23 protein-coding genes are annotated in these 23275 nt (G+C 63.0%); 3 read left to right on the top strand and 20 right to left on the bottom strand.

The genetic code is table 11. The features are described 5' to 3' along the window. The 4 genes from J0I64_RS11370 to recJ all read right to left on the bottom strand — a co-directional run. Positions 1-847 (bottom strand): iron ABC transporter permease (locus tag J0I64_RS11370; RefSeq protein ID WP_291408217.1); only part of this gene is annotated, 847 nt, incomplete at its 3' end. Further along, positions 847-1800: an ABC transporter substrate-binding protein gene (locus J0I64_RS11365; RefSeq protein WP_291408214.1), complete on the bottom strand. Its 954-nt coding sequence runs from the start codon at positions 1798-1800 to the stop codon at positions 847-849. The genes J0I64_RS11370 and J0I64_RS11365, both read right to left, overlap by 1 nt. A gap of 165 nt (positions 1801-1965) precedes the next feature. Next, the gene (locus tag J0I64_RS11360; protein ID WP_291408212.1) at positions 1966-3201 is read right to left on the bottom strand and encodes a cyclopropane-fatty-acyl-phospholipid synthase family protein; all 1236 of its coding nucleotides are present in this window, start codon (positions 3199-3201) and stop codon (positions 1966-1968) included. Between the two features lie 340 nt (positions 3202-3541). After that, entirely contained in the window at positions 3542-5338 is a 1797-nt protein-coding gene (gene recJ, locus J0I64_RS11355) for a single-stranded-DNA-specific exonuclease RecJ (protein ID WP_291408211.1), read from the bottom strand. A gap of 95 nt (positions 5339-5433) precedes the next feature. Between recJ and J0I64_RS11350 the strand changes: the two genes are divergently transcribed. Further along, positions 5434-5991 (top strand): AAA family ATPase, encoded by a 558-nt coding sequence (locus J0I64_RS11350; protein ID WP_291408210.1) that lies wholly within the window; start codon positions 5434-5436, stop codon positions 5989-5991. 111 nt (positions 5992-6102) lie between these two features. On the opposite strand, the gene glpX is transcribed toward J0I64_RS11350, so the two are convergent. The 6 genes from glpX to J0I64_RS11320 all read right to left on the bottom strand — a co-directional run bounded on the left by glpX (position 6103) and on the right by J0I64_RS11320 (position 13331). Beyond that, complete coding sequence (glpX, locus tag J0I64_RS11345) at positions 6103-7089, bottom strand: class II fructose-bisphosphatase (RefSeq protein WP_291408207.1); 987 nt, start codon at positions 7087-7089, stop codon at positions 6103-6105. Positions 7090-7126: 37 nt separating this feature from the next. Further along, positions 7127-8467: a homoserine dehydrogenase gene (locus J0I64_RS11340; RefSeq protein WP_291408219.1), complete on the bottom strand. Its 1341-nt coding sequence runs from the start codon at positions 8465-8467 to the stop codon at positions 7127-7129. A 384-nt stretch (positions 8468-8851) separates the two neighbouring features. Then, positions 8852-9835, bottom strand: a complete 984-nt coding sequence (locus tag J0I64_RS11335) for an ABC transporter substrate-binding protein (protein ID WP_291408206.1) — start codon at positions 9833-9835, stop codon at positions 8852-8854. Between the two features lie 27 nt (positions 9836-9862). Next, positions 9863-10834, bottom strand: coding sequence for an iron-siderophore ABC transporter substrate-binding protein (locus J0I64_RS11330; RefSeq protein WP_291408204.1), 972 nt, complete (start codon positions 10832-10834; stop codon positions 9863-9865). Positions 10835-10905: 71 nt separating this feature from the next. Next, positions 10906-12054, bottom strand: a complete 1149-nt coding sequence (gene rlmC, locus J0I64_RS11325; protein WP_291408202.1) for a 23S rRNA (uracil(747)-C(5))-methyltransferase RlmC — start codon at positions 12052-12054, stop codon at positions 10906-10908. A 53-nt stretch (positions 12055-12107) separates the two neighbouring features. After that, positions 12108-13331, bottom strand: a complete 1224-nt coding sequence (locus J0I64_RS11320; protein ID WP_291408200.1) for an LL-diaminopimelate aminotransferase — start codon at positions 13329-13331, stop codon at positions 12108-12110. Between the two features lie 421 nt (positions 13332-13752). On the opposite strand from J0I64_RS11320, the gene J0I64_RS11315 reads away from it, so the two are divergent. Then, positions 13753-15075, top strand: coding sequence for a nucleotide disphospho-sugar-binding domain-containing protein (locus tag J0I64_RS11315; RefSeq protein ID WP_291408198.1), 1323 nt, complete (start codon positions 13753-13755; stop codon positions 15073-15075). Here the strand turns inward: J0I64_RS11315 and J0I64_RS11310 are convergent. From J0I64_RS11310 to J0I64_RS11275, 8 genes are all read right to left on the bottom strand, one after another. Beyond that, positions 15059-15451 carry a hypothetical protein gene (locus J0I64_RS11310; protein ID WP_291408196.1) on the bottom strand — a complete coding sequence of 131 codons (393 nt, stop codon included), beginning with the start codon at positions 15449-15451 and terminating at the stop codon, positions 15059-15061. The two genes, J0I64_RS11315 and J0I64_RS11310, sit on opposite strands and share 17 nt — an antisense overlap. A 53-nt stretch (positions 15452-15504) precedes the next feature. Next, positions 15505-16170: an SdpI family protein gene (locus J0I64_RS11305; protein WP_291408194.1), complete on the bottom strand. Its 666-nt coding sequence runs from the start codon at positions 16168-16170 to the stop codon at positions 15505-15507. Then, a complete protein-coding gene (locus J0I64_RS11300) occupies positions 16167-16433 on the bottom strand; it encodes a metalloregulator ArsR/SmtB family transcription factor (protein WP_291408192.1) in 267 nt (88 codons plus the stop codon). The genes J0I64_RS11305 and J0I64_RS11300 overlap by 4 nt, the downstream gene beginning before the upstream one ends. Positions 16434-16704: 271 nt before the next feature. Further along, the gene (locus J0I64_RS11295) at positions 16705-18078 is read right to left on the bottom strand and encodes a dicarboxylate/amino acid:cation symporter (RefSeq protein ID WP_291408189.1); all 1374 of its coding nucleotides are present in this window, start codon (positions 18076-18078) and stop codon (positions 16705-16707) included. A 169-nt stretch (positions 18079-18247) separates the two neighbouring features. Then, positions 18248-18916, bottom strand: coding sequence for an SdpI family protein (locus J0I64_RS11290; protein ID WP_291408187.1), 669 nt, complete (start codon positions 18914-18916; stop codon positions 18248-18250). A 193-nt stretch (positions 18917-19109) separates the two neighbouring features. Further along, positions 19110-19592 carry a 30S ribosomal protein S9 gene (rpsI, locus tag J0I64_RS11285; RefSeq protein ID WP_291408185.1) on the bottom strand — a complete coding sequence of 161 codons (483 nt, stop codon included), beginning with the start codon at positions 19590-19592 and terminating at the stop codon, positions 19110-19112. Position 19593: 1 nt separating this feature from the next. Continuing rightward, positions 19594-20058, bottom strand: coding sequence for a 50S ribosomal protein L13 (rplM, locus tag J0I64_RS11280; RefSeq protein ID WP_291408183.1), 465 nt, complete (start codon positions 20056-20058; stop codon positions 19594-19596). Between the two features lie 214 nt (positions 20059-20272). Continuing rightward, the gene (locus tag J0I64_RS11275; RefSeq protein ID WP_291408181.1) at positions 20273-21334 is read right to left on the bottom strand and encodes a COX15/CtaA family protein; all 1062 of its coding nucleotides are present in this window, start codon (positions 21332-21334) and stop codon (positions 20273-20275) included. Between the two features lie 68 nt (positions 21335-21402). On the opposite strand from J0I64_RS11275, the gene J0I64_RS11270 reads away from it, so the two are divergent. Further along, positions 21403-21624 carry a DUF2842 domain-containing protein gene (locus J0I64_RS11270; RefSeq protein ID WP_291408179.1) on the top strand — a complete coding sequence of 74 codons (222 nt, stop codon included), beginning with the start codon at positions 21403-21405 and terminating at the stop codon, positions 21622-21624. 27 nt (positions 21625-21651) lie between these two features. Here J0I64_RS11270 and J0I64_RS11265 read toward each other — a convergent pair whose 3' ends face one another. Together J0I64_RS11265 and J0I64_RS11260 are read right to left on the bottom strand one after the other, a co-directional pair. Then, entirely contained in the window at positions 21652-22686 is a 1035-nt protein-coding gene (locus J0I64_RS11265) for a polysaccharide deacetylase family protein (protein WP_291408177.1), read from the bottom strand. Between the two features lie 44 nt (positions 22687-22730). Then, positions 22731-23275 (bottom strand): hypothetical protein (locus tag J0I64_RS11260; RefSeq protein WP_291408175.1); only part of this gene is annotated, 545 nt, incomplete at its 5' end.

Genomic DNA, 23275 nt, shown 5'->3' with positions numbered 1-23275 from the left:
CGGTTATGGCACGGGCGACATGGGGCACGGTGAGCCCGACAAAGGCAATTGGGCCGGCAGCGGCGACGGCGGAACCGGCAAGGACGACCGAGGCGAGACCGGCGAGACCGCGCGAGAGGCCGATGCGCTGGCCGAGCGATCGGGCAACATCGTCGCCCATGCTGAGACCGTCCAGAAGGCGCGCGGTGGCGAGGGCAAGCAGCGCCCCGACGAGGATGAAGGGGCTGACCTGAAGGGCGATTTCCATGGAGCGGCCGGCGAGCGAGCCAACCTGCCAGAAGCGCACTTCATCGAGGGTGCGGGGGCTGGTGAGGAGGATGCCATTGATGATGGCCTGCATGACGGCGGTCATGGCGGCACCGGCAAGGGCGAGCTTGATGGGCGTGGCGCCTTCGCGGCCGAGGGAGGCCACGGCATAGACGACAAGCATGGCGGCGCCGGCGCCCACGAAGGCCAGCCAGACATAGAGCGAAAGCTGGGTGATGCCGAAGACGGAGACGCCGAGCACGACGAAGAGCGCGGCGCCGGAATTGATGCCAAGGATGGATGGATCGGCGAGTGGATTGCGCGTGGCGCCCTGGAGGACTGCGCCGGAGAGGCCAAGGGCTGCGCCGACGAGAACGCCGACTACGGTGCGTGGGAGGCGCAGATCCCAGATGATGCGGTGTTCGGTCAGGCCTGGGTCGAAGGAGACGAGCGCGGACCAGACCATGTCATAGGATATGGGGCGAGCGCCCGTTGCCATCGAGAGCAGCACAATGGCGAACAGCGCAACGCAGAGGAGAACCAGGCCAAGGCCCAGTGCCGCAGCGCGGCCTGTTCTGGGATCGCGTCCCGTTGCCGACATCAGGGCGTCAGATCGGGGTTGGCCGCGGTGATGGCGGCGGTGAGATCGGTCAGGGCGGCGGCGTAGTGGATGTAGTTGCGCAGCCAGAAGGCGGGCCATTCGGCAACCTGGCCGGCCTTGGCGCCCGGAATGAGCGTCCAGGTGGGCTGGGCCAGTGCGGTCTTCAGCGTGGACGGGGAGCGATTGTCCACGAGGACGAGATCGGCGGGGTACTTGTCGGCGTTTTCCCAGCTGACGTTTTCAAAGTAGTTGTTGCCGGCGGCATCGACGCCCTCGGGCACGACGATATCGAGGCCCCAGGACTGCATGTCGAGCAGCTCGGCAGCGCCGGCCGGGTCGCCGACATAGAGCGCGTCATCGCCCGCATAGACGGCGAGCACTTTCAGGCCCGGCTTGGCGGCGACGGCGGCCTTGAAATCTGTGAGGGCGGTTTCGAAGGCGGCCTTCTGCTCGGCAATCGCGGGCTGGGCGAGATCGGCACCGAGGCTGGCGGCGAGCTTTTCATAGTCCTCGATCATGACGAGGATGGAATCGCCGGCGGAAATGCCGGTGATGGGGGCCAGCTGGCTCAGCAGGGAAACGACGTTTTCGCCACCCGACCAGACGGTGTTGCGATCCCACCATTCGGCAAGGACCAGATCGGGATCGAGGGCAGCGGCCTTTTCGATATCGACCTCGCCCCAGGCCTGACCGATGATTTCGATGCCGGTGAGATCGAGGCCCTGCAGGGCCTTGGCCTCGGCAATGGGACCATCGGCGTAAATGCCGACGGGGCGGATGCCCAGGGGAATGAGGCCCGCTGCTGCGTCCTGGCTCGCGATGATGCGCTGGGGGACGGCGTCGAGGGTCACGGTCTGACCCGAGCCATCGGTGTAGGTCCAGGGCGCGGCGCTTACTGCGGCGACGAGGACAGACGAACTGAGGGCGGCAAGAGCGAAGGCGCGGATGGACATGGGCTCACCTCAAGATAAAGCGAGCGTTTTCTGCCTTTGTAATGATGAATGGTCAAGTCAAGTTTGTTGATTGGGGTGTGGGGGGGGCTGGTCGACATCCCCCTCCCGGCCTCCCCCTTTCAAGGGGGAGGTGGGGATAGAGGTTGGGGGGCACGCCGCCCGCTGTCAGGCCGGACGGCGGTACTGGTAGATGCCGACGTCGATGGAGCCTTCGGTGAAACCGGCCTCGCAGTAGCTCAGGTAGTAGACCCACTTGCGCTTGAAAGTCTCGTCGTAGCCGAGGGGGGCAATCATGGGCCAGCGTTCGAGGAAGCGCTCGCGCCAGAGTTTTAGGGTCTTGGCGTAGGACAGGCGGAAGTTCTCGACGTTTTCGAGGACGAGGCCATATTTCTCGCCGAACTCCCGCATCACCGTCTTGGTCAGCAGCATGCCGCCCGGGAAAATGTAGCGCTGGATGAAATCGGGGCCACTGCGATAGCCGTCGAAATCGGCTTCGTTGATGGTGATGGCCTGAATGGCCGCCGTTCCGCCGGGCTTCAGGCGATCGTGGATCGTCTGGAAGTAGCTCGGCCAATTGTCTTCACCGACAGCCTCGATCATCTCGATGGAGCCGATATGGTCGAACTGGCCCTCGGTATGGCGATAGTCTTCGAAGACCAGGGTGGCGAAGTTGTCGAGCCCCTGGCGGGCAAGACGATCCTGGCCGTATTTGAGCTGTTCGGCAGAAAGGGTGATGCCGCGCAGGTGCGCCTGGTAATCGCGGGCGACGGTTTCGGCAAAGCCGCCCCAGCCGCAGCCGATTTCCAGCACCGAGGAGCCGGGCGTAACGCCGGCCATGTCGGCGACGCGGCGATATTTGGCGCGCTGGGCTTCTTCAAGGCTCTGGTCGCCGGAGGTGAAGACCGCCGACGAATAGGTCATCGAGGGGTCGAGCCACTGGCCGTAGAAGTCGTTGCCGAGGTCATAGTGCTCGGCGATGTTCTTCTTGGAGCCTTCGAGCGTGTTGCGACGCGACAGGTGGTAGTGCAGATCGGTCGCTGCGCGACGGAAGAAACCGTTGCTGGCGCTCTCGAACATGTCGCGGTTCTGCAGGAAGAACCGGAACAGCGCCGTGAGATCATCGACCTCGATGTCGCCATTCATATAGGCGGCCGCGAAGCCGACCGTGCCGCGGCGCATGGCCTCGGTGATGACCTTGAAATTGGTGAGCCGAAGAACGGCGTGCTCGCCCGTCTTGGAATTGCCCACGGTGCGCGTGCGCCCGTTTGGCAGAATGACGGTGAGAGCTCCGAAGCGCGGATTGCCGATGAGGGCGAGACCGATTTTCTCGACCACGAAAGAAGCAAAACGGGTCCAGGGCGTGACGCCGGTATTGGTTTGATCGACCGCTGACTTACTCATTGTGCCGCTACATCCAAATATCGCGATGTCGACCGACACATGGCTTGCACGGAGCACAGCTTCCGCATCGGGGGCACCCATTGGAGCCAAAGCAGCAGTGCTTCCCAGTGGATGCCTATCAATAGTTTAACGGCCGTTAAGGGATATGCAAGCTGCTGTTTGCGGGTCGGAGCGGGAAGAAAATCGCCGACAATCTGATTCCGGGAAAGCAGCGAAGCGACTGAAAATGCTTGGCTCTCCGCGGGACGGAGAGGCGAGAGTGACGCATGCATGAAAAGGTAGTCCCCTGGTAGTCCATACATGACTACGCAGCGGATAACGCGTCGGATCGCGTTGAGTTTCACCCCTGACGCGGCAGGCGCGCGATATCGGTGAGTCGGAACTGGACCTGCTCGCGGCCCTGATAGTGATCGAGCGACAGGCTGCCGGCGAAATGGAGCGGCTGCTCGCCGTCACGCAGGAGGATATCGCCGAGAGGGGTATTGGCGGCGCGGAAGGCGATAGCCTTGAGGCGGGCACCATCGTCGGAGGTCAGGGTGAAGCTGACATGGCCGCCCTTGCCGACGATCTGGGCGAAGCGCGCGCGGTGCGACGGAAAGGCGAAGACCGGGCCGGGATTGCCGGAGCCAAAGGGGCCGGCCTTTTCGATATTGTGGAGGAGATCGACGGTGGCGCCGCGGGCAGTGAGGGCTGCGTCGATCTTGAGGGCAGAAGCGGCGCGCGCGGCGACGACGCTCTGACCGAGACGCTCGGCGATGAAAGCGCGGAAGGGGCCGAGATCGCCGGGGCGCAGGGTGACGCCCGCCGCCATGGCGTGGCCACCACCCTTGGGGACGAGGCCCGCATCGACGGCGGCGATGACGGCGCTACCGAGATCGACGCCGGGCATGGAGCGGCCGGAGCCGGTGCCGGTGCCATCGGGATGAAGGGCAATAGCGAAAACCGGACGATCGAAGCGCTCGCGCAGGCGGGCAGCGACGAGGCCGACGACGCCGGGGTGCCAATTGGCCGAGGCGAGAACGAGGACCGGGGGCCCTTCCCCACCACCGACTTCGGCTTCGGCGACGGAGGTTGCCTCTTCCACCGCTTCCACTTCGATGCGCTGGCGCTCGGCATTGAGCTCATCGAGCTTGGCGGCGATGACGAGGGACTGGTGCTCGTCATCGAGCGCAAGGAGCTGCGTGCCAAGGGCGGCATTGCCGATGCGGCCACCCGCATTGATGCGCGGGCCGATGAGGAAGCCGAGGTGATAGGGATTGAGCGGGCCGCTGACGCGGGAGGCTAAAGTCAGCGCGGCAAGGCCCTGATTGTCGCCGCGGCGGGCGACTTCGAGGCCGCGAAGGACGAAGGCGCGGTTGAGACCGACCAAGGGCACCACGTCGCAAACGGTGCCGAGGGCGACGAGATCGAGTAGCTTCAAGAGATCCGGCAGGCGGGTATCGCCGCGCTGGCGCAGGGTGCGGTGGGTGGCTACGAGAACCATGAAGGTGACGCCGGCAGCGCAGAGATAGCCGAGGCCGGAAATGTCGTCGGGGCGGTTGGGATTGACCAGGGCCGTGGCGGGCGGCAGCTCGTGGTCGGCCAGGTGGTGGTCAATGACCAGCACGTCGACGCCGCGCCCACGGGCATGAGCGATGGGGCCATCGCTGGTGGTGCCGCAATCGAGCGTGATGATGAGGGTGGCGCCGGCATCGATCAGCTTGTCCATGGCCGCGATATTGGGGCCGTAGCCTTCAAAGATGCGATCGGGAATGTGGACCTGAGGCGTGAGGCCGAAATGGGCGAGGTAGCGCACCATGAGGGCGCAGGAGCTGGCGCCATCGACGTCGTAGTCACCGAAGAGGGCGATGGACTCATTGTCGGTGATGGCGCGGGCCAGGCGATCGGCGAGTTCGTCCATGCCGGCGAGCGTCGAGGGATCCGGCATCAGGTTGCGGATGGTGGGCTCGAGGTAGGACTGGGTCGAGTCGATATCGACGCCGCGGCCGGCCAGAATGCGCGAGAGAATATCGGAAATGCCAGCGCGCTGGGCGATGGCAGTGGCCATGCGCGCACCTGCCCCATCGAGACGATCTACCCAGGCACGGCCCTGCACCGACTGCGTGACATCAAGAAAGTTGCGGCGGGTTTCCAGCATGGGGTGGTGTTAGGCGATTTAGCCGAGAGGGGGAAGGGGTTGCCGAAGGTTGTGTTGTGATGCTTGTTGCGCCGGGTATTTTTGGGGCGTGACCGATGACTGACAAGGCGAGCATTATCTTTCTGCACGGTGCTTCGAGCAGCGGCAAGTCCACACTGGCGCGGATGGTGCAGGATCGCATCGAGCGACCGTTCTGGCATATCTCGATAGACCATCTGCGCGATTCCGGCGTGTTGCCCCTGGGGCGGGTGAAGGCGGGCGATTTCCGGTGGCGCGACATGCGGGCGCCGTTCTTTGCCGGCTATCATGCCTCGCTCGCGGCCTATGCGGGGGCCGGTAACAATCTCATTCTCGAGCATATTCTCGATACGCCCGGCTGGCAGGGGGAATTGGCCAGGCTATTCGCGCCATTCGATGTGCTGTTTGTGGCGCTGCATTGTCCGGTGGACGAGTTGCGGCGGCGGGAGCAGGCGCGTGGCGATCGGCCGGTTGGGAGCGCAGAGCAGGATGCGCTGACCATTCATGAGGGCCGGCGGTATGATCTGGAGCTACAGACGGGGGATGGGGTTGAGGAGAATGTCGCCCGGGTTTTGGCAGCCTGGCGCGGCGAGCGGGTTGGGTCGCGGTTCTTTGAGGTGAGTGAGGGGAAATGAGGCCCCTTGTCTCTTGCGATGCTTGATTGGACGGAGATTCCCGCTTGCGCCGGAATAACGCCGTCGTGGGATGGGCCCCGGCATTTGCCGGGGCGACAATCGAGGTTGAGATCAGCGGGCGTGTCTGGCTTTGATCCAGCGCGTCGTCTGGCTCCAGGAGCGCATGACGACGGTTGAGGTTTCGACCCAGTGGCGGCGGAGCTTTACGCCTTCGACGAGGGATCCATCGGTGATGCCGGTGGCCGAGAAGAGCACGTCGCCCGAGGCGAGATCGGTGACATCGTAGACGCGATGTGGGTCGGTGATGCCCATGTCGCGGGCCTTGGCGCGTTTGTCCGGCGTATCGAGGATGAGCTTGCCCTGCATCTGGCCGCCAATGCAACGCAAAGCGGCAGCGGCAAGGACGCCCTCGGGGGCACCGCCGGAGCCGAGATAGATATCAACGCCGGTGTCTTCGGTGTTCACGGCGTGGATGACGCCCGCAATGTCGCCATCGCTGAGGAGCTTTACCGAAACCCCGGCCAGACGCAGCTCTTCGAGGAGGCCAGCATGGCGCGGGCGATCGAGGACGATGGCGGTGATTTCGGAAACCGGCACACCCTTGGCGCGGGCCAGGGCCGTCACGTTCTCGGTGGCTGACCACTCGATATTGACCGTGTCGGGCGGATATTCGGCGCCGATGGCGATCTTGTGCATGTAGACGTTGCGAGCAACGTTGAGCAGGCCGCCACGCTCGGCCATGGCGAGGACCACAAGCGAGTCGGGCTGGTTCTTGGCACAGAGGGTGACGCCTTCGAGCGGATCGACGGCAATGTCGACCTCGGGCCCCTCGCCCACACCGACCGGCTGGCCGATGAAGAGCGTGTCGCACTCGAACTCGTCGCCTTCGCCGATAACGATGCGGCCGGAAATGGCAACGCGATCGAGCTCGGTCTTCATGGCGGCGACGGCAGCGTCGTCGGCGGCCATTTCATTGCCCTTGCCGCGCCATTCGGCAGCGGCGATAGCGGCCCGCTCGGTGACCCGGACCATTTCCAGAGTCAGGGTGCGGTGGAGATGGGCAGGACTTTTGCCGCCCTCGACCTTGCTGAGTTTCATATCCCCTCCCCGGCGCACCGAGCGCGCCAGGATGGCGCTAGAACTTTTCGATACGGATCAACTGCGGTTCGCCGACTATGAAGCCGTCCGCAGCGATTTGCGCAAGCGCTTCGCGCACGGATGATTCCAAAGTCTGTTGGGTAATCATCACGACAGTGCGCGTGGGCGAACCGTCGGGCGCCACCGCTTTAGCAGCAAGGTCCGAACGCTGGATGACGGAGTCGATGGAAATCGACTTTTCACCCATGCGCGAGGTGATGGCCGCGAGCGCGCCGGGCACATCCTTGGCATTGAGGCGGATATAGAAGCCACCTTCATGCGGGCGAGCTGGCGCGGCGCGATAGGGCAGGAGTTCGGCACTCGGCACGCCCAGCGGCGGCACGCGGGTGCCGCGGGCGATATCAAGAATATCGGAGAGCACCGAGGAGGCCGTGGGCGGGCCGCCGGCGCCGGGGCCAGCGAGCAGCAGCTCGTGGACGTGGTCGGTTTCAAGGGCAACAGCGTTCATGACGCCATCGACGCCGGCAATGGCCGAGCCCTTGGGCACGAAGGTCGGGTGCACGCGCTGCTCGATGCCGTTGTCAGTGTGTTCGGCAATGCCTAGCAGCTTGATCTTGTAGCCGAGGTCGGCGGCGACCTGGATATCGTGCTGGGTGATATGGGAAACGCCTTCGATGCGCATCTTGTCCGGCGCGATCTCATAGCCGAAGCAGAGCGTGGCGAGAATCGACAGCTTGTGTGCGGTATCGAAGCCTTCGACGTCGAAGGTGGGGTCGGCTTCGGCATAGCCGAGGGCCTGCGCGTCCTTGAGGCAATCGGCGAAGGAAATGCCTTCATTGCCCATGCGCGTCAGGATGTAGTTGCACGTGCCATTCATGATGCCAAAGACCTTGGCAATGCTGGCAGAGCCAAGACCTTCACGCAGGGTCTTGATGACGGGAATGCCGCCGGCAACGGCTGCTTCGAAACCGAGCTGGGCGCCGGACTCTTCGGCGAGCCTGGCCAGGGCGACGCCGTGCTTGGCAAGGAGCGCCTTGTTGGCGGTGACGACCGGACGGCCGATTTCGAGGGCGGACTTGACCGCCGCGAAGGCCGGACCGTCTTCGCCGCCGATGAGTTCGACGAACAGATCGATGCCGTCCGACTTGGCGAGGGCGACGGGATCGTCGAACCACTCGAGCCCAGAAATATCAATGCCGCGGTCGCGGGAACGCGAGCGCGCGGCAACGGCGGTCACCTGCAATTTGCGACCGAGTTTTTTGTTCAGGGCGGCGCCGTCTTTCTGAAGGATGCGCACGAGCGTGGCGCCGACATTGCCGAGACCGGCAACGCCGATACGGAGCGGGGTCTGCGCTTCGGTTTCGCCGAAATCGGCCATGGCCTTGAGGATACGCGCGCGTGTTTCGCTGCGTGGCTCACGCCCATCGCGCAGGTCGAAGACGAAGAGCGGATCGCCTGCGACAATTCGGCCAAAACGGGTCGGAGTCCAACCGCGGGCGGAGATGAAAGATTCGACGGATTGGCGGAAAGACTGGATATCGCTCATGGTGCGCGACATGTGCATAGGAACTTGCCTAGAGGTCAATAGGAATTTTGTAGGCATTCTCGCAATAAGCTTTGCGGCGGCTCTGGCTATGCCTGCGAGAGCCAGCGCGCTCAATGAGACGAATCCTGTCGCTGCACGACAGCAGGGATTTCCTATGCAAATCTGGCAGTGAGCGCGCGGGGGACGAGGCAGCCAGCGCCGTCTCGCCCGAAGACCTTACGGCGCCTTGGCGGCGGTGGCGGCGCGGCCGACTTCTGCTGCGACCGTGGGGAAACCCCAACGCAGCGAAATCGGGGTGACGGCGCCGCTGACGGCCATGGTGATCTCGTCGCCGACGAGCTTGGTATAGGCCTCCTTGGCGACAAGCGGGGAGAGCTTGATCAGGTCCATGCCGAAGAAATCATCGGCCGACTTCTGATCGTTGAAGAAGCTCAGCAGCATCTGGGCGGGGATTTTGTCAAAGTTCTCGTAGCTGACGAAATAGGAAATACCGGTATCGTTGGGGATGGCTTCGCTCGGTTCATGGGCAGAGACGAAGCCGATATCAACGAAGAGCTGGACGCGCGGGTCGCCTTCGAGGCGAACGGAGACCTGGCCATCATTGCGATTGACGACATTGGCGAAGACCGTGCCCTTGGCATCTGGATATTTGCCAATTTCGGCTTCAAGGAAAGCCCGCGTGTCGGCGACGAGCTTGTCGGCTTCGGCGGATAGGCCGAGGGCCCTGCCGGTGAGAGTAACGACATCCTGCCAACCGGCGAACCAGGGCTTGTCGGGATAGGCGACGACCGGGGCAATATTGCTCAGCAGCGCATATTCATCAGAGGTCAGGCCGGAATACGGGGCGATGATAACGTCCGGAGCGAGGGCCGCGATGGCTTCGATCGGTGGCTGGGTGACGTTGGGCAGGATAGTGGGCGTTGCAAAGCCATGCTCCTTGAGAGCGGCTTCGGTCCAGGGAAGAAGGCCATCTTCGCCGCCCGCATAGGCGAAGAAGGGAATGCCGACGGGGGCAACGCCGAGATCAATCACGGCGTCCTGAGCGGACCAGCCCCAGGTGACCACGCGCTCGGGCTTGGCTTCGATGGTAGTCGAGCCCAGGGCGTGCTCGATGGTGATGGGGAAGGTATCGACGGCGAAGGCCGGGACGGAGAGGCTTACGGCGGCGGCGAGGGCCAGAGCCCCAATGAGCGGACGCATGGTGTTTTTCCTTGGTTTATTGTCGGCTTACCGGCCGGTGACTTTGTCGGCGGCGGCAGCCAGCACGTCGAGGTAAGTCGAAAAGCCCCAGTGCAGGGACAGGATACTTGGCGGGGAAGCAGCGGCGACGTTTTCGGTGCCGACGAGCGCAGCAAGGCCGCCATTGACGATGGGCGGATAGTTGGCCACGTAGGATTTGGCCAGCCACTCATCGAGCGCAGACTGCTCTTCGTAATAGGTGACGAAGATGTCGCCCTTGAGCTCGTCGAAAAGTTCGTAGCTGAGGGAATAGTAGAAGGCGCCATCGTTGGGGGCGAGTTCGGCAACACTCGGGTTGAGGGTGAGGCCGAGATCGGTGAGGAACGTCATGCGCGCATCGAGCGGCGCATAGACGGCGATGGAGCCATCGTAGTCATTAGCGCTGGCGAAGGTGACTTCCTTGAGCGCGGGGTGCTTGGCAACTTCGCTTTCGAGCCAGGTGGTGGTTTCGGCGACCAGGGCCTCGGCCTCGTCGGCTTTACCGAGGGCCTTGCCGACGATTTTCGTCACGTCCTGCCAGGGCGCCGACCAGGGGGCGCCACTGTAGGCAACGGTCGGGGCGATGGCGGAAAACAGAGCATATTGCTCTTCAGTGATGCCGGAGAAAACGGCGAGGATCAGATCGGGTTCGAGCGCGGCGATCTGCTCGAAGGGAGGCTCGGAGCCTTTTTGAAGCACGGTCGGCTGTTCACCCTCGACCTTGGCCAATGCCTCTTCGATCCAGGGCTTGATGCCGTTGTCGCCACCGCCAAAGGCGTGGAAGGGAATGCCGACCGGGATGACGCCGAGGGCAATGACAGCGTCTTCATTGCCCCAGCCCCAGGTGACGATCCTTTTGGGCTCGGCATCGATGGTCGTTTCGCCCCAGGCATGCTCGAGCGTGACGGGGAAGCTTTGGGCCTGCGCCAAGGTCGGCGTCGCGGCCAAAAGGGTGGCGAGAACCAGCGAACGGAGGATCATGGATCACCTTCTGTATGGAAGTGATCCTCCATACAAAAGGTGATACTCGTTGTCATGTAATATTTGACAGTTCAGCCGGCCGTTGGGCGGCGGGTCAGCAGCACCATGACTTCGTAGTGGTCGGTCTGCGGGAACATGTCGAAGAGACGGACAACCTTCGGTTCGTAGGCGGGCATGGCGGCGATGTCGCGGGCGAGAGTGGCGGCGTTGCAGCTCGAATAGATGATCGTGTCTGCGCCGGAGGCTTCCAGTGTCTGGCAAAGCCGGTCGCCGAGCCCGCGGCGCGGCGGATTGACGATGATGGTGTCGGCTTCGCCAGCGACGAGGGCGGTCGCGTCGCCAGCGGCGAAGGTGACGTCGGCGAGGCCAGCATGGGCGGCGCTGAGCCGGGCGGATTGGACGGCAGGTTCGCTGAGTTCCACACCGTGGACGCGCCGGCCGGGAGCGGCGACGTGGAGGGCAAAGCCCCCTACCCCGCAATAAAGGTCCAAGATCGAGCGGGCATCGACTTCGTCGGCCCACTCCTGCGCCTGAAGGTAGAGGCCACGGGCGATTTCAGTGTTGGTCTGGAAGAAGCTGGCGGGACGCAGGTGCAGGACGCTATCGCCAAGACGCATGGGCAAGGTTTCGCCGCCGCTCAGCGCGATTTCTTCGTCGCCTTCGAGGACGGCCTTGTGCTCGGGCAGAATGTTGGCGGTGACGACGGCGAGTTGCGGGAGGTCTGCCTGGAGGCTCGACAGGTGCTTTTGCATGCGGCCGAGGGGTTCTGTCGAGCGCAGCACAAAGCGCAGCATGAGTTCGCCATCCGCAGACTCGGTCAGCAGGACGTTTTTGAGTTCACCGCGGCGGGCTGGGATATCGTAAGGCGTGATGCGGGCGCGGGTGATGAAGGCCTTGATGGGCGAGAAGGCCGCGCGCAGTCCGGGCGCGAGAATGCCGCAAGCGGTGAGATCGACGCCGTGCTGGGCCGGATCGAGAATGCCGAGGGTGGGTGCGTCAGCGGTGCCGCCGACGACCATTTTGGCTTTGTTGCGGAAGGCTTCGGGGCGACTGGCCATGGGTGGGAGCCAGACGGCATCCGGCCAGGCCGCGAGCAGGTTTTGGGCGTGGTCCAGCTTGGCGCGGAGCTGGGCATCATAAGGCGTGCCCATGAAGGTGCAGGAGCGGCAGACGCCTTTATCGTAGTAGCCGCATTGCATTGCGGCGGTATCTGCGTCCACGCTTCTGTTCCATTGTGTCGAGGAGGCGGAATGCCGCCCCCTCGCAGCGCAAGCTATTTCGTTGCGGAGGCCAGTGGCACGATATTGCTCTGGTCGCCCTTGCCACCGAGCAGCTTCTTGATGTTGCGGGCAGCCTGGCGGATGCGCTGTTCGTTTTCGACGAAGGCGAGGCGAATGTACTGATCGCCATATTCGCCAAAGCCAACGCCCGGAGCAACGCCGACGCCGGTTTCCTGAATGAGGAGCTTTGCGAATTCGAGCGAACCGAGATGGGCAAACTGAGGCGGGATCGGAGCCCAGGCGAACATGGTGGCCTTCGGAACAGGAATGTCCCAGCCGGAGCGACCGAAGCTTTCGACCATGACGTCGCGGCGGTGCTTATAGACCTTGCGAACTTCCTCGATGACGTCATCGGAGCCATTGAGGGCGGCGACGGCGGCGACCTGGATGGGCGTGAAGGCGCCGTAGTCGAGGTATGACTTTACGCGGGCGAGAGCCGCAATCAGGCGCTCGTTACCGACGGCGAAGCCGACGCGCCAGCCCGGCATGGAATAGGTCTTGGACATCGAGGTGAATTCCACCGTGATGTCGATGGCGCCCGGAACCTGCAGCACGGACGGCGGCGGATTGTCTTCGTCGAAATAGATCTCGGAATAGGCGAGGTCGGAGAGGATGAAAATGTCGTGCTGCTTACAATACTTGACAACCTCGGCGTAGAAATCGAGGTCAGCCGTGTAAGCGGTTGGGTTGGCTGGGTAATTCAGCACAATGGCGATGGGCTTCGGGATCGAGTGACGCACGCCGCGATCAAGCGCGCGCATGAAATCCTCGCCCGGTTCGGCCGGCATGGAGCGGACGACACCGCCCGACATGATGAAGCCGAAGGAATGGATCGGATAGGTCGGGTTCGGGACCAGCACCACGTCGCCCGGAGCGGTGATGGCCGAAGCCATGTTGGCGAAGCCTTCCTTGGAGCCCAGGGTCGCGACGACCTGGGTGTCAGGGTTGAGCTTCACGCCGAAACGGCGCCCATAATAGCTTGCCTGGGCCTTGCGAAGGCCGGGAATGCCGCGGGAGGTCGAATAGCGATGGGTACGCGGGTCCTTCACCGTCTCCTGGAGCTTTGCCACGATATGCTCCGGGGTCGGCATATCTGGATTGCCCATGCCGAGGTCGATGATATCGACCCCTTCAGCGCGCGCCTTTGCCTTGATGGGATCGATATGGGCGAACACGTAGGGCGGGAGACGGCGGATGCGATGAAAAACTTCGCTCATTTGATTCCTCGGAAGGTCCCTTGACGGACCTTGAACTGGTCGCGACGCGCGTGGGGCGCTGCATCTCAGAAAAGACGCTGATTATCGCGGAATTATGGTTTTGAAGGGGTTAAAAGACCCCATTCGGGGCCGTAACGATCTATTCGGCTCTTCCCGGCCGCTACGCGGCCACGCGGGAAGAGCTATCGGGCGCTGGCCGCCGCGAAGGCGCCAGCGGCGGCAATAGCAGTCACCATGCCGGCGAGCCGTGCTCGAACCAATGCAACAGTGAATGGAGACACCATGTCTCTTGCCCTTCGGAGGTCGTTTTTGTAAGAAATGCAACAATCGACAGGCCGTTCATAATTCCTCTGCGGGGTCTTGTAAATGGCTCGAAGCGGAACAACCTTCGGGCGTAACGGCGTATGATGAGGTTCCACACTTGAAGCGCATTGCCCTGGTGACGATCGGCACACAAGGCGACGTCCAACCCTATATCGGGCTTGCGCTGTCCTTGCAGGAGCGCGGCTATGGCGTCATGATCGGCGCCACCGAGGAGTTCGAAGGCCTCGTCACCGGGTATGGGCTCGAATTCCATTCGCTTGGGCCATCCATCCAGTCCTTCCTCAAGGAAACCCGGTTTGAAAATGCGATGAGCAGTTCGATGCTCATCAATGGTCCCTGGATGCTGAAGCAGGGCCAGCAGATCGTCGACACGGCGGCACGGGCTGCCTGGCGCATGTGCCAGGGCGCCGACGCCATCGTGGTCAACATGAACACCAGCTTTGGCATCGACATCGCCGAGGCGCTGAAGGTGCCGGCGATCATGACGGCGCTGCAGCCGCTCAATTCGACCAGCGAATTCCCGCTCTCGATGTATTACGTCGCCGACGATCTCGGGCCGACGCTCAACAAGCTCTCCTACACGGCCGCCACCATGCAGCAGGCCTATTGGAACCTGCCGCGCAACCGGCTGCGCCGCGAATTGATGGGCCTCGAAGCGCGGAACATGGGCGGGGTTTTCACCAATACCGACGGCTCGCCGCTGACGACGCTCTATGCCTATTCGACGGCGGTGAGTCCGCGCCCGCGGGATTGGCCGAAGACGGCGCTGGTGACCGGCTATTGGAACCTGCGCGACCGCAGTCAATGGGAGCCGACGCCGGAATTCGAGGCGTTTCTTTCAGCGGGCGAAGCGCCGGTCTATATCGGTTTTGGATCCATGCCCTTTGGGGCTGAGCGCAATACGCGCATTCTGAAGGAAGCTGTGGAGCTTTGGGGCGGACGGGCCGTCGTCGCACGCGGCTGGGGCGGGATCGATCCGCGCGATCTACCCGACACGATCTTCCCGATCGAGAAGGCGCCACATGACCGGCTGTTCCGCTATGTAAGCGCGGTGGTTCACCATGGTGGCGCCGGCACGACGTCGGCGGGCCTGCATCTTGGGCGCCCGAGCTTTGTGGTGCCGCAGGCCATGGACCAGCCCTATTGGGGGCGGCGCGTCTATGAGCTTGGCTGCGGGCCGAAGCCGATCCGCTTGCGCAAGTTGACCGCTGACCTGCTCGCGGGCGCGCTGGCCGATCTCAACAGCAACGAGGCCTATCGGCGCAATGCCGCACTCGTGGCAGAAAAGCTGCGCAGCGAGGACGGCACCGACAAGGCGATCAAGGTGATCGAGCGCGTCATGGCCAACTTCGTGCCGAAGACGGCCAAGGTCGCGCGCAAGCTGAAGCCCAAGAAGCTGCCGCTCAAGAAGGTCGTGTAGCGGCCATCGGATGATTGCGGGAACGCAGGTAGGCCACCTCGGCTTCGAGCTGGTCGAGGCGCTCCATTGCCGCCTTGTGGCGGGCCGAGATGCGGCCGTCGAGCGCTAAAATACTCTGCGTGAGTTCAGGGATGCCTTCGGCCGGGACGAAGGGGCGACTTTCGGCGATCGCGAGAATGACTGTACCCTTGGCGACGAAGACGCCACCAATGCCGGCGAGGATCAGCGCCCATTGGGTATGATCGGCCTCGCCCACCGTGGTGAGCCAGGCGGCAATAGCCGCGCCCGCCGCTGCGGTGGCGCCGACCACGTTGGAAATCATACCCAAGGTGATCGCCCTGCGCCGACCGTCCCAGGCGCCGCTGAATTTGATCATTCTTCGTTCTCTAACAATGGCATACCGGGTCGGCCTAGCAACCGATTTCGGCTTCAAAGTGGCCGAGTGGCATCCTCGCGCCGGGCAAATCGATAGCTGAAGATCACACCTGCAAGGCTCGGAATGATGGCGACCAGAATGGTGATTGTGAGCAACACCGGCGGCTGGGCGACGAAGAGGCTGGCGACGGCGAGGAGCACGCCAGCGAGCATCATCAGAGTGCCGGTGAAGCGATTGGTGGCGGCCCAATTCGCCTGGCTGCTGAGCGTCCAGCGGAGGCGCACACCGGAATAACTGTTGGGTTGCGACTTGGGCAGGATATTGCCCAGGAACACGAACATGACGCCGAGGCCGAAGGCGATGACGCGGACCATATCGATGGGGTAGCCCAGCGCGATGCCGACAACGCTCGCCTGGATCCCGGCCATGAGGAGGGCAATGCCCGCGAATGCAGCGCGGAGGCCGGACCGGGCGCCATCTGCCCCCCTGCCCCTGGCCAGAATGGCGACGAAGAGGCCGCCGAGCAGCAGAACCAGGACAGGCGGCACCAGAAGAGCGGAATTGCGAGGCCAGAAGGCATCGGCCTCGCCGCTCGGGCCCCAATGCACCGGCATCAGGGTTTCGGCGGGGACGAGGACGTAGCCGGCTATCGTCGCCAAGGCGAGGAGGGCGAGGGCTATCAGAGCAACCGGACCAATGACGAGACGCAACTGGTTCATTTTTCTTCCCGCAGCGAGAGGACATCGGCGAGCGCCTGCTCAAGCACCGACGTGTTGAGGTGATAGATGAGGCTGGTGCCCTGTCGCTCGACGGCGACGAGGTCGGCCTCCCTAAGCTTGGCGAAGTGAACGGAGAGGGTCGGCCGGGTAAGGTCAAAGTGCTCGGCCAGTTCGCCAGCACTCATGGGGCCGATTTTCAGCAGGGCCAGAACCTTGCGACGCACTGGATGGGACAGAGCTTCGAAGACGGCATTGATGCCCACGGCGTTCTCCTTCGGTGCTTTTCTAATTAGTTCTTTGTCTAATTAGAGTCAATACGAAGTATTTCCAGAATTCGTTTGGTTGGCAGGCAGACAAGTCCCCCCAGCTGTCACCCCGGCGAAGGCCGGGGGCCATCTCCAAACTCAGGATGGGCCTAGGTCTTCGCCGAGGTGACAAGCGAGTGTGGGGTTAGCCGGGCGGCAATGTGAAATGACCTTAGAAACAAAAAGGGGGAGGCATTGCCTCCCCCTTTCGACATTGATGTTGCAACGCTTATTGGGCCGGGACGGCCTGAGCTTCGTCGAGGGCGTCGATGCTTTCGCCGCGGTCGTAGGTGGCCTGGTCCAGAATGCCTTCGCGCTTGGCAACGATGGTCGGGATCAGTGCCTGGCCGGCGACGTTGACCGCAGTACGGCCCATATCGAGGATCGGATCGACGGCGAGCAGGAGACCGACGCCTTCGAGCGGAAGACCGAGCGTGGACAGGGTCAGGGTCAGCATGACGGTCGCGCCGGTGAGGCCAGCGGTCGCCGCAGAGCCGATGACGGCCACGAAGGCGATCAGCAGGTAGTGCTCGATGCCGAGGGAGATACCGAAGAACTGGGCGACGAAGATGGCCGAGATCGCCGGATAGATCGAGGCGCAACCGTCCATCTTGGTGGTGGCACCAAGCGGCACGGCGAAGGCGGCGTATTCACGCGGCACGCCGAGGTTCTGCTCGGTGATGCGTTCGGTGACCGGCAGGGTGCCGATGGAGGAACGCGACACGAAGGCGAGCTGAATGGCCGGCCAGGCGCTCTGGAAGTAGCGGATGGGGTTGAGGCCATTGACCTGAAGCAGGACTGGGTAGACCACGAACAGCACGATGGCGAGGCCGATATAGATGGCGGCCGAGTACCAGCCGAGCTGGGCCAGCGCATCCCAACCATAGACGGCCACGGCATTGCCGAGCAGGCCAATGGTGCCGATGGGCGTCAGGCGGATCACCCACCACAGGACCTTGTGGATGACCTTCAGGAACGAGCGGGTGAAGGCGATGAACGGGTCAGCCGCAGGACCGACGCGCAGGGCGGCGATGCCGACGACGATGGAGATCACGAGGATCTGCAGCACATTGAAGGAGAGGCTGGTGGTCGCGCCGCTATCGGAAACGCGGGTCGAGGCCTGAAGGCCGAGGATATTGGAGGGAATCAGGCCCTTGAGGAAGTCGAGCCAGGAGCCAGTCGAGGACGGCGCCTTGGCAGCGGCGGCGGCGACTTCGGTGTTGAGGCCCGGCTGGATGATCAGGCCAAGGGCAATGCCGATGACCACGGCGATCAGCGCGGTGATGGCGAACCAGAGAAGGGTCTGCCAGACGAGCTTGGCCGCGTTGTTGAGTTCGCGCAGGTTGGCGATGGAGGCGACAATGGCGGTGAAGACCAGAACCGGCACCAGGGCGCGCAGCAGCGAGACGAAGGACGAGCCGATGGTCGCCAGTGTCTGGGTCAGCCAATTGGCCTGACCGGCGGCATCGGGGCCCATATTGCGGGCGATGAAGCCGAGCAGCAGGCCGATGACCATGGCCGCAAGAACCTGGACGCCGAAATTGGCATAAAACGGCTTTGGCGCCTTGGGGGCGCGAGCCGCGGAAACGGAAGTAGGAGACATTGAGTGACCTTTCGGCTGGCAGGTCACTTGCTCACAAAAAGAGCGCCGTGCCCGCGGATTGGCCAAACCATACGCCTGCCACAAATTGGCCGCAGCGCATGCCGTTCCATTTCTTCCGGTATTAGAAGAATTTTCTCATTCCGATCACAGAAGGAGAGAATAGAAGTTGTCAGGCGCGCCTGACCGCCAGACTCACAAGGCCCGCGAAGAGCGGCAGCCCGATCAGACTCAGGGCGAACGCCACAGCCAAAATGCCAGGTCCGGCATCGAACCAGGCAAGCACGGCAATCACCCCCGCAGCCAGCCCGCAGGCCACTCCGCTGAGGCGATGCACCAGCAGCCAGGCACGATCCGAACGCACCGGCCAGGGCATGCGCAGGCCGGCATAGCTATGGCGCTCGGCGTGGAACAGCACGATACCCAAAAGGGCGAGTGTGGCCGCAAGGGCAATGGCGGTGCCGCGGAAGAGGTCGAGATCGGAGCCGATGCCGATAAAGAGCAGGCCCAGCTGACAGGCGGCCGGCACGGCAAGGAGAAGACTGAGCGCGGGATCAAGAATGTGCTGGACCTTGGCCATGTGATTGGCGGTCAGCAGGCGGCCGAGAATGAAGAAGCCGAGGATAAGGACTGCCCCAATGGCCGGCGCAACGGAAAGGCCGATATCGCGCGGCCAGACCCAATCGGCGCCAGAACCCTGCCAATGGGCGGGGAATGCGAAGCCTTCAGGAATGCGGAGAATGCCGACTGCGGTGATCGAAAGGGTCACCGCGAAGATCAGCAGGTGAAAGCGGGTGACCAGGCTGGGCATGATCTTTTGCTGCACGTGTTGCTCGGACATCTTCCCAACCAATGGATGTCACCCCGGCGCAGGCCGGGGCCCAACTTGAGATCTCTGGATGGACCCCGGCCTGCGCCGGGGTGACAATCGAGAGAGTGAACGCCTCAAGGGCACACCCAGGCGCATGTAGGCCGATCCAGACAAAAGAAAAGGGCCGGTTGCCCGGCCCTTTCCAAGAATTTTGGCTTGAAGCTTAGCGCTTCGAGAACTGGAAGGAACGACGGGCCTTGGCCTTGCCGTACTTCTTACGTTCAACAACACGGCTGTCGCGGGTCAGGAAGCCACCCTTCTTGAGGATCGGGCGCAGGCCCGGCTCGAAGTAGTTCAGCGCCTTGGAGATGCCGTGACGAACAGCACCGGCCTGACCGGACAGACCACCACCAGCAACGGTGACGTTGACGTCGTACTGGTCGAGACGGTCGGTCGCAACGATAGGCTGCTTGACGATCAGCTGGAGAACCGGGCGAGCGAAGTAGGCAGCGAATTCGCGGCCGTTCACGGTCACCTTGCCCTTGCCCGGCTTGATCCAGACGCGAGCGACGGCGTTCTTGCGCTTGCCGGTGGCATAGGCGCGGCCGAGGGAGTCGAGCTTCTGCACGTGAACCGGAGCCGAGGAGGCAGCGGGAGCAGCAGCGGAAGTGCCCAGGGCTTCGAGGGAGTTGATGGTTTCAGCCATATTACTTCACCCGGACGTTCTTGGTGTTCATAGCGCCGACGTCGAGCTTGCTCGGGTTCTGCGCTTCGTGGGGGTGCTCGGAACCGGCATAGACGCGGAGGTTCTTGAGCTGGGCGCGGGTCAGCGGGCCGCCCGGCATCATGCGACGCACGGCGTTTTCGAGGACGCGGTTCGGGAAACGGCCTTCGAGCAGTTCGCGAGCGGTGCGGTCCTTGATGCCACCGGCAAAGCCGGTGTGCCAGTAGAAGCGGTGCTGATCGAGCTTGCGGCCGGTCAGCTTCACCTTCTCGGCATTGATGACGATGATGTTGTCACCCATGTCCATGTGAGGTGTGAAGGTGGCCTTGTGCTTGCCGCGCAGACGCGAAGCAATGATCGAAGCAAGACGACCCACGACCAGCCCTTCGGCGTCGATGAGGATCCACTGCTTTTCGATCTCGCTCGGTTTTGCCGAGTAAGTGGTCATGTTGAAATCCCTGGAAAACTTAGGTTTGTGACCCTACCCCGAGGAGCGGATCACAGGTTTCGGCGTGGTCTCTAAGGGGGATTCTAGCGCTCGTCAAGCGCCTATAAAAAGCGCAATGATTTCATATAGTTAGAAATGCGGTATTATATTACCGCATTTCTATGCCCTTTTGATCACGCCGGGATTCCTGCTTTCGCAGGAAAGAGGCTCTGGCTTAGCGCACGCGGCGCATGTCGGCGATGTAGGCGGCGGTGGCGCCGGCCAGCATGAAGGCCAGCGACTGGTGGCCGACGGCCAGCGAGATCGGCACGCTGGCGAGGAGCGTTGCGATGCCGAGGCAGACCTGAAGCAGAACCAGGATACCGATGCGGGGCAGCCAGCCGTGGACGCCGCCGAAACCACCATCCCTGGAGCGGCGCCAGACGAGGTAGGCCACGTAGGCGACGATGAGATAGGCGATGCCGCGGTGAATGAACTGCACGGTCATGGCATTTTCAAAGATATTGCGCCAGGCCGGATCCATGGCGAAGAGGCCATTGGGGATGATCGCGCCATCCATCAGGGGCCAGGTGTTGTAGCCCATGCCGGCATCGAGGCCGGCAACGAACGCGCCTGCTGCGATCTGCATGATCAGCAAGAGGCCCAGCACGGTTGCCGTGGTCAAATGCCATGGATTGACCCGACCCAATACGCGTCCGGGCTCGATGCTGCGAGCGACGAATATGAGCGCAACGAACAGCAATGAGGCCGCCGTGAGGTGGGCTGCGAGGCGGTATTGGGACACCGAGGTAAGCTCGGAGAGGCCCGACGACACCATCCACCAGCCAAGGAAACCCTGGAAGCCGCCGAGCAGGAACAGGACGAAGAGCGGCATGGCGAGGTTGCGCGAGAGGCGCTTCTGGAAGAGGAAGACCAGGAAGGGGACGATGAAGATCAGCCCCAGCGCGCGCGCCAGCAGGCGGTGGAACCATTCCCAGAAAAAGATGTATTTGAAGTCGTCGATTTCCATCCACGAATGGACGACGGAGTATTGCGGAATCTGCTTGTAGGCTTCGAACTCGGCCTGCCATTGCGCGTCATTAAGCGGCGGAAGGGTGCCCGAGATCGGCTTCCAACTGGTGATGGAAAGACCCGATTCCGTCAGGCGGGTAATGCCGCCGACGACGACGATGAGCAGCACGAAGCTGGCAAGCGCATAGAGCCAGATACGGACCGGCCGGAGAAGGTCACTCGCGTAACTGATTTGTCCTGGTGCGGCATTCTGCTGGGTGGTCACGGCAAATTCCAGTATCGATGGGGCTCGCGGAGTGGTAATGCCACCCGTGCTCCGTCGCAACAGCCCTTATGCCGCACATGACCCAACGAACCCGCAAATTGATTGGCGCATTGCTCTGCGTGATCTCCATCGTCGTCTGGGCGTCGCTGGCCACCTCGGTCTATCTGGCGTTTCCGCCGGAACTGCCGTGGTTCGTGCTGATCGGATATTTCATCGTCGCGGGGATGGGCTGGTGCCTGCCCGCCGGCCTGATCATCCGCTGGATGGCGAAGCCCGACCCGCAAGGCTAGGAAGAATCGCCCGAAGGCCCCCTGCCCTCAGCCGGTCAGCTTGCCGAGGACGGTGAAAATGCCGCCGCTCGCAAAGACATCGACATATCGTTCTGACTGGAAATAGCCGTTCAGCGAGACGCGCGGCAGCTGCGTCAGCGTTTGGAGGTGATGCGGGTAGAGCCCGCCGGGGCGCGTGGTCACGGCCGTCTTGAACCCCAATTCCTCAGCAAGGGCGAATTCACGCGGGCCGCAGGAGAGCGGACCACCCAGGGGATAGGAAAAATGGGTGGGACGGATGCCGAATTGGGCCTGGATGACCTCGACCGATTGCAGCATTTCCTGCCGCGCCTCTTCCTTTGAGAGCTTGGCCAATTCGTAGTGGTGAACGGTGTGGGCGCCGATGGTGCAAAGCGGCTCGCCGGCAAAGAGGCGCAGCTCCTGCCAGCTCATGATCAGGTCACGGCACTGCTTTTCGAGGTCGTAGCCATAGTTGCTACAGAACTCGGCGAGGACGGCCAGACGCTTGGGCTCAGGGACTTTTCGCAGGTGCCAATAGAGGCGGTTGAAGGCCTCTTTCTTCTGGGCAGTGGTAGCCGTGTCGACATACTCAACCTCACCGTTTTCGGTGAAGGCGACAGCCTCCTGGCGCGCGATGATGTCTTCGATGGCTTGCCACCAGATTTCGCCAACGCCATCGACCAAGGCCGTGGGGACATAGAGCGTGAACGGCGCTTCATGTCGCCGCAGGATCGGCAGGGCATATTCGAGATTGTCGCGATAGGCATCATCGAAAGTGAGGACGATGAAGGGGCGCGGCCTGGTCGGTGCGGCGAGGCGTTCGATGGCTTCGTCGAGAGTAACAATGTCGATGCCCAGATCGCGGACGCGCTCGATCACATAATCGAGGAAATCGGGACGAACCTGGAGGATGGCGTTTGGCGAAAAGGCCGGGGGCGTCTCGGGCAGGACGCGGTGCAGCGTGAAGATGACGCCGCGCGACTGCGAAAGGGCGCGCGACAGCGCCGGCAGGCGGGACAGCCAGATCAACTCGAAGGCAGCGCGGATGGCGGCGTATTTCATTGAGCTAAGCCTCGCGCTTTGAATAGGCCCGGTGCGAAGCCGGACTAGGCGGCAACCGCGTCATCGAGGGCCGACACCTCGACGCGCGGCAGACCTGCATCGAGAAGCTGGCGGCGCAGGACTTCGACGGCATCGGCATCTTCATCGGGCGAGGCGACGAGGACGACGCGCCCACCGAGATCGGCAAATACCGGCAGGGTGGAGCGGCCACCAACGCGACCGGTCAGCACAATGACGACTTCGTAGATGTCGCCGAGCGCCTCGACGAGGATCGAGGGTTTTGACGAGGTCCGGTCGATGGCATCGCCCTGCCCCCAGTCCACTTCGGCAAAACTCTGATCGGCGGACTTTTGCACCACGTCGCCAAAGCCGGCATCGCCGGTGCTGAGATCGGACAGGCCAGGAGTGTCGCCGACGCGACCGCTGCCGGCATCGACCACAACCACGCTTAGACCCTTGGCGAGAGCGTCGCCCGAGAGGGCTTCGGCCATGCGACGGCCGGGCTCGCGATTGTCGTGATCGGCCAGGAGAAGCAGATGGGTCTTGCCCAGGACGAGATCGGCCGCGAGATCGGCATAGCGGACCATGC

Origin of the sequence: Devosia sp. (assembly GCF_017307565.1) — a bacterium.
Taxonomy (GTDB): Bacteria; Pseudomonadota; Alphaproteobacteria; order Rhizobiales; family Devosiaceae; genus Devosia.
The sequence above is the reverse complement of the archived record's forward strand: the minus strand, read 5'-3'. Positions and strand labels throughout refer to the sequence as shown.

What these genes read in the sequence shown, in the direction of transcription:
- J0I64_RS11310 (WP_291408196.1), bottom strand. Translation starts at nt 15,451, where the DNA reads ATGATCAAATTCAGCGGCGCCTGGGACGGTCGGCGCAGGGCGATCACC.
- J0I64_RS11365 (WP_291408214.1), bottom strand. Translation starts at nt 1,800, where the DNA reads ATGTCCATCCGCGCCTTCGCTCTTGCCGCCCTCAGTTCGTCTGTCCTC.
- J0I64_RS11265 (WP_291408177.1), bottom strand. Translation starts at nt 22,686, where the DNA reads ATGAAATACGCCGCCATCCGCGCTGCCTTCGAGTTGATCTGGCTGTCC.
- rplM (WP_291408183.1), bottom strand. Translation starts at nt 20,058, where the DNA reads ATGACCACTTACTCGGCAAAACCGAGCGAGATCGAAAAGCAGTGGATC.
- J0I64_RS11360 (WP_291408212.1), bottom strand. Translation starts at nt 3,201, where the DNA reads ATGAGTAAGTCAGCGGTCGATCAAACCAATACCGGCGTCACGCCCTGG.
- J0I64_RS11340 (WP_291408219.1), bottom strand. Translation starts at nt 8,467, where the DNA reads ATGGCCGATTTCGGCGAAACCGAAGCGCAGACCCCGCTCCGTATCGGC.
- J0I64_RS11350 (WP_291408210.1), top strand. Translation starts at nt 5,434, where the DNA reads ATGACTGACAAGGCGAGCATTATCTTTCTGCACGGTGCTTCGAGCAGC.
- rpsI (WP_291408185.1), bottom strand. Translation starts at nt 19,592, where the DNA reads ATGGCTGAAACCATCAACTCCCTCGAAGCCCTGGGCACTTCCGCTGCT.
- glpX (WP_291408207.1), bottom strand. Translation starts at nt 7,089, where the DNA reads ATGAAACTCAGCAAGGTCGAGGGCGGCAAAAGTCCTGCCCATCTCCAC.
- recJ (WP_291408211.1), bottom strand. Translation starts at nt 5,338, where the DNA reads ATGCTGGAAACCCGCCGCAACTTTCTTGATGTCACGCAGTCGGTGCAG.
- J0I64_RS11330 (WP_291408204.1), bottom strand. Translation starts at nt 10,834, where the DNA reads ATGATCCTCCGTTCGCTGGTTCTCGCCACCCTTTTGGCCGCGACGCCG.
- J0I64_RS11270 (WP_291408179.1), top strand. Translation starts at nt 21,403, where the DNA reads ATGCCGCACATGACCCAACGAACCCGCAAATTGATTGGCGCATTGCTC.
- J0I64_RS11295 (WP_291408189.1), bottom strand. Translation starts at nt 18,078, where the DNA reads ATGTCTCCTACTTCCGTTTCCGCGGCTCGCGCCCCCAAGGCGCCAAAG.
- J0I64_RS11305 (WP_291408194.1), bottom strand. Translation starts at nt 16,170, where the DNA reads ATGAACCAGTTGCGTCTCGTCATTGGTCCGGTTGCTCTGATAGCCCTC.
- J0I64_RS11335 (WP_291408206.1), bottom strand. Translation starts at nt 9,835, where the DNA reads ATGCGTCCGCTCATTGGGGCTCTGGCCCTCGCCGCCGCCGTAAGCCTC.
- J0I64_RS11290 (WP_291408187.1), bottom strand. Translation starts at nt 18,916, where the DNA reads ATGTCCGAGCAACACGTGCAGCAAAAGATCATGCCCAGCCTGGTCACC.
- J0I64_RS11320 (WP_291408200.1), bottom strand. Translation starts at nt 13,331, where the DNA reads ATGAGCGAAGTTTTTCATCGCATCCGCCGTCTCCCGCCCTACGTGTTC.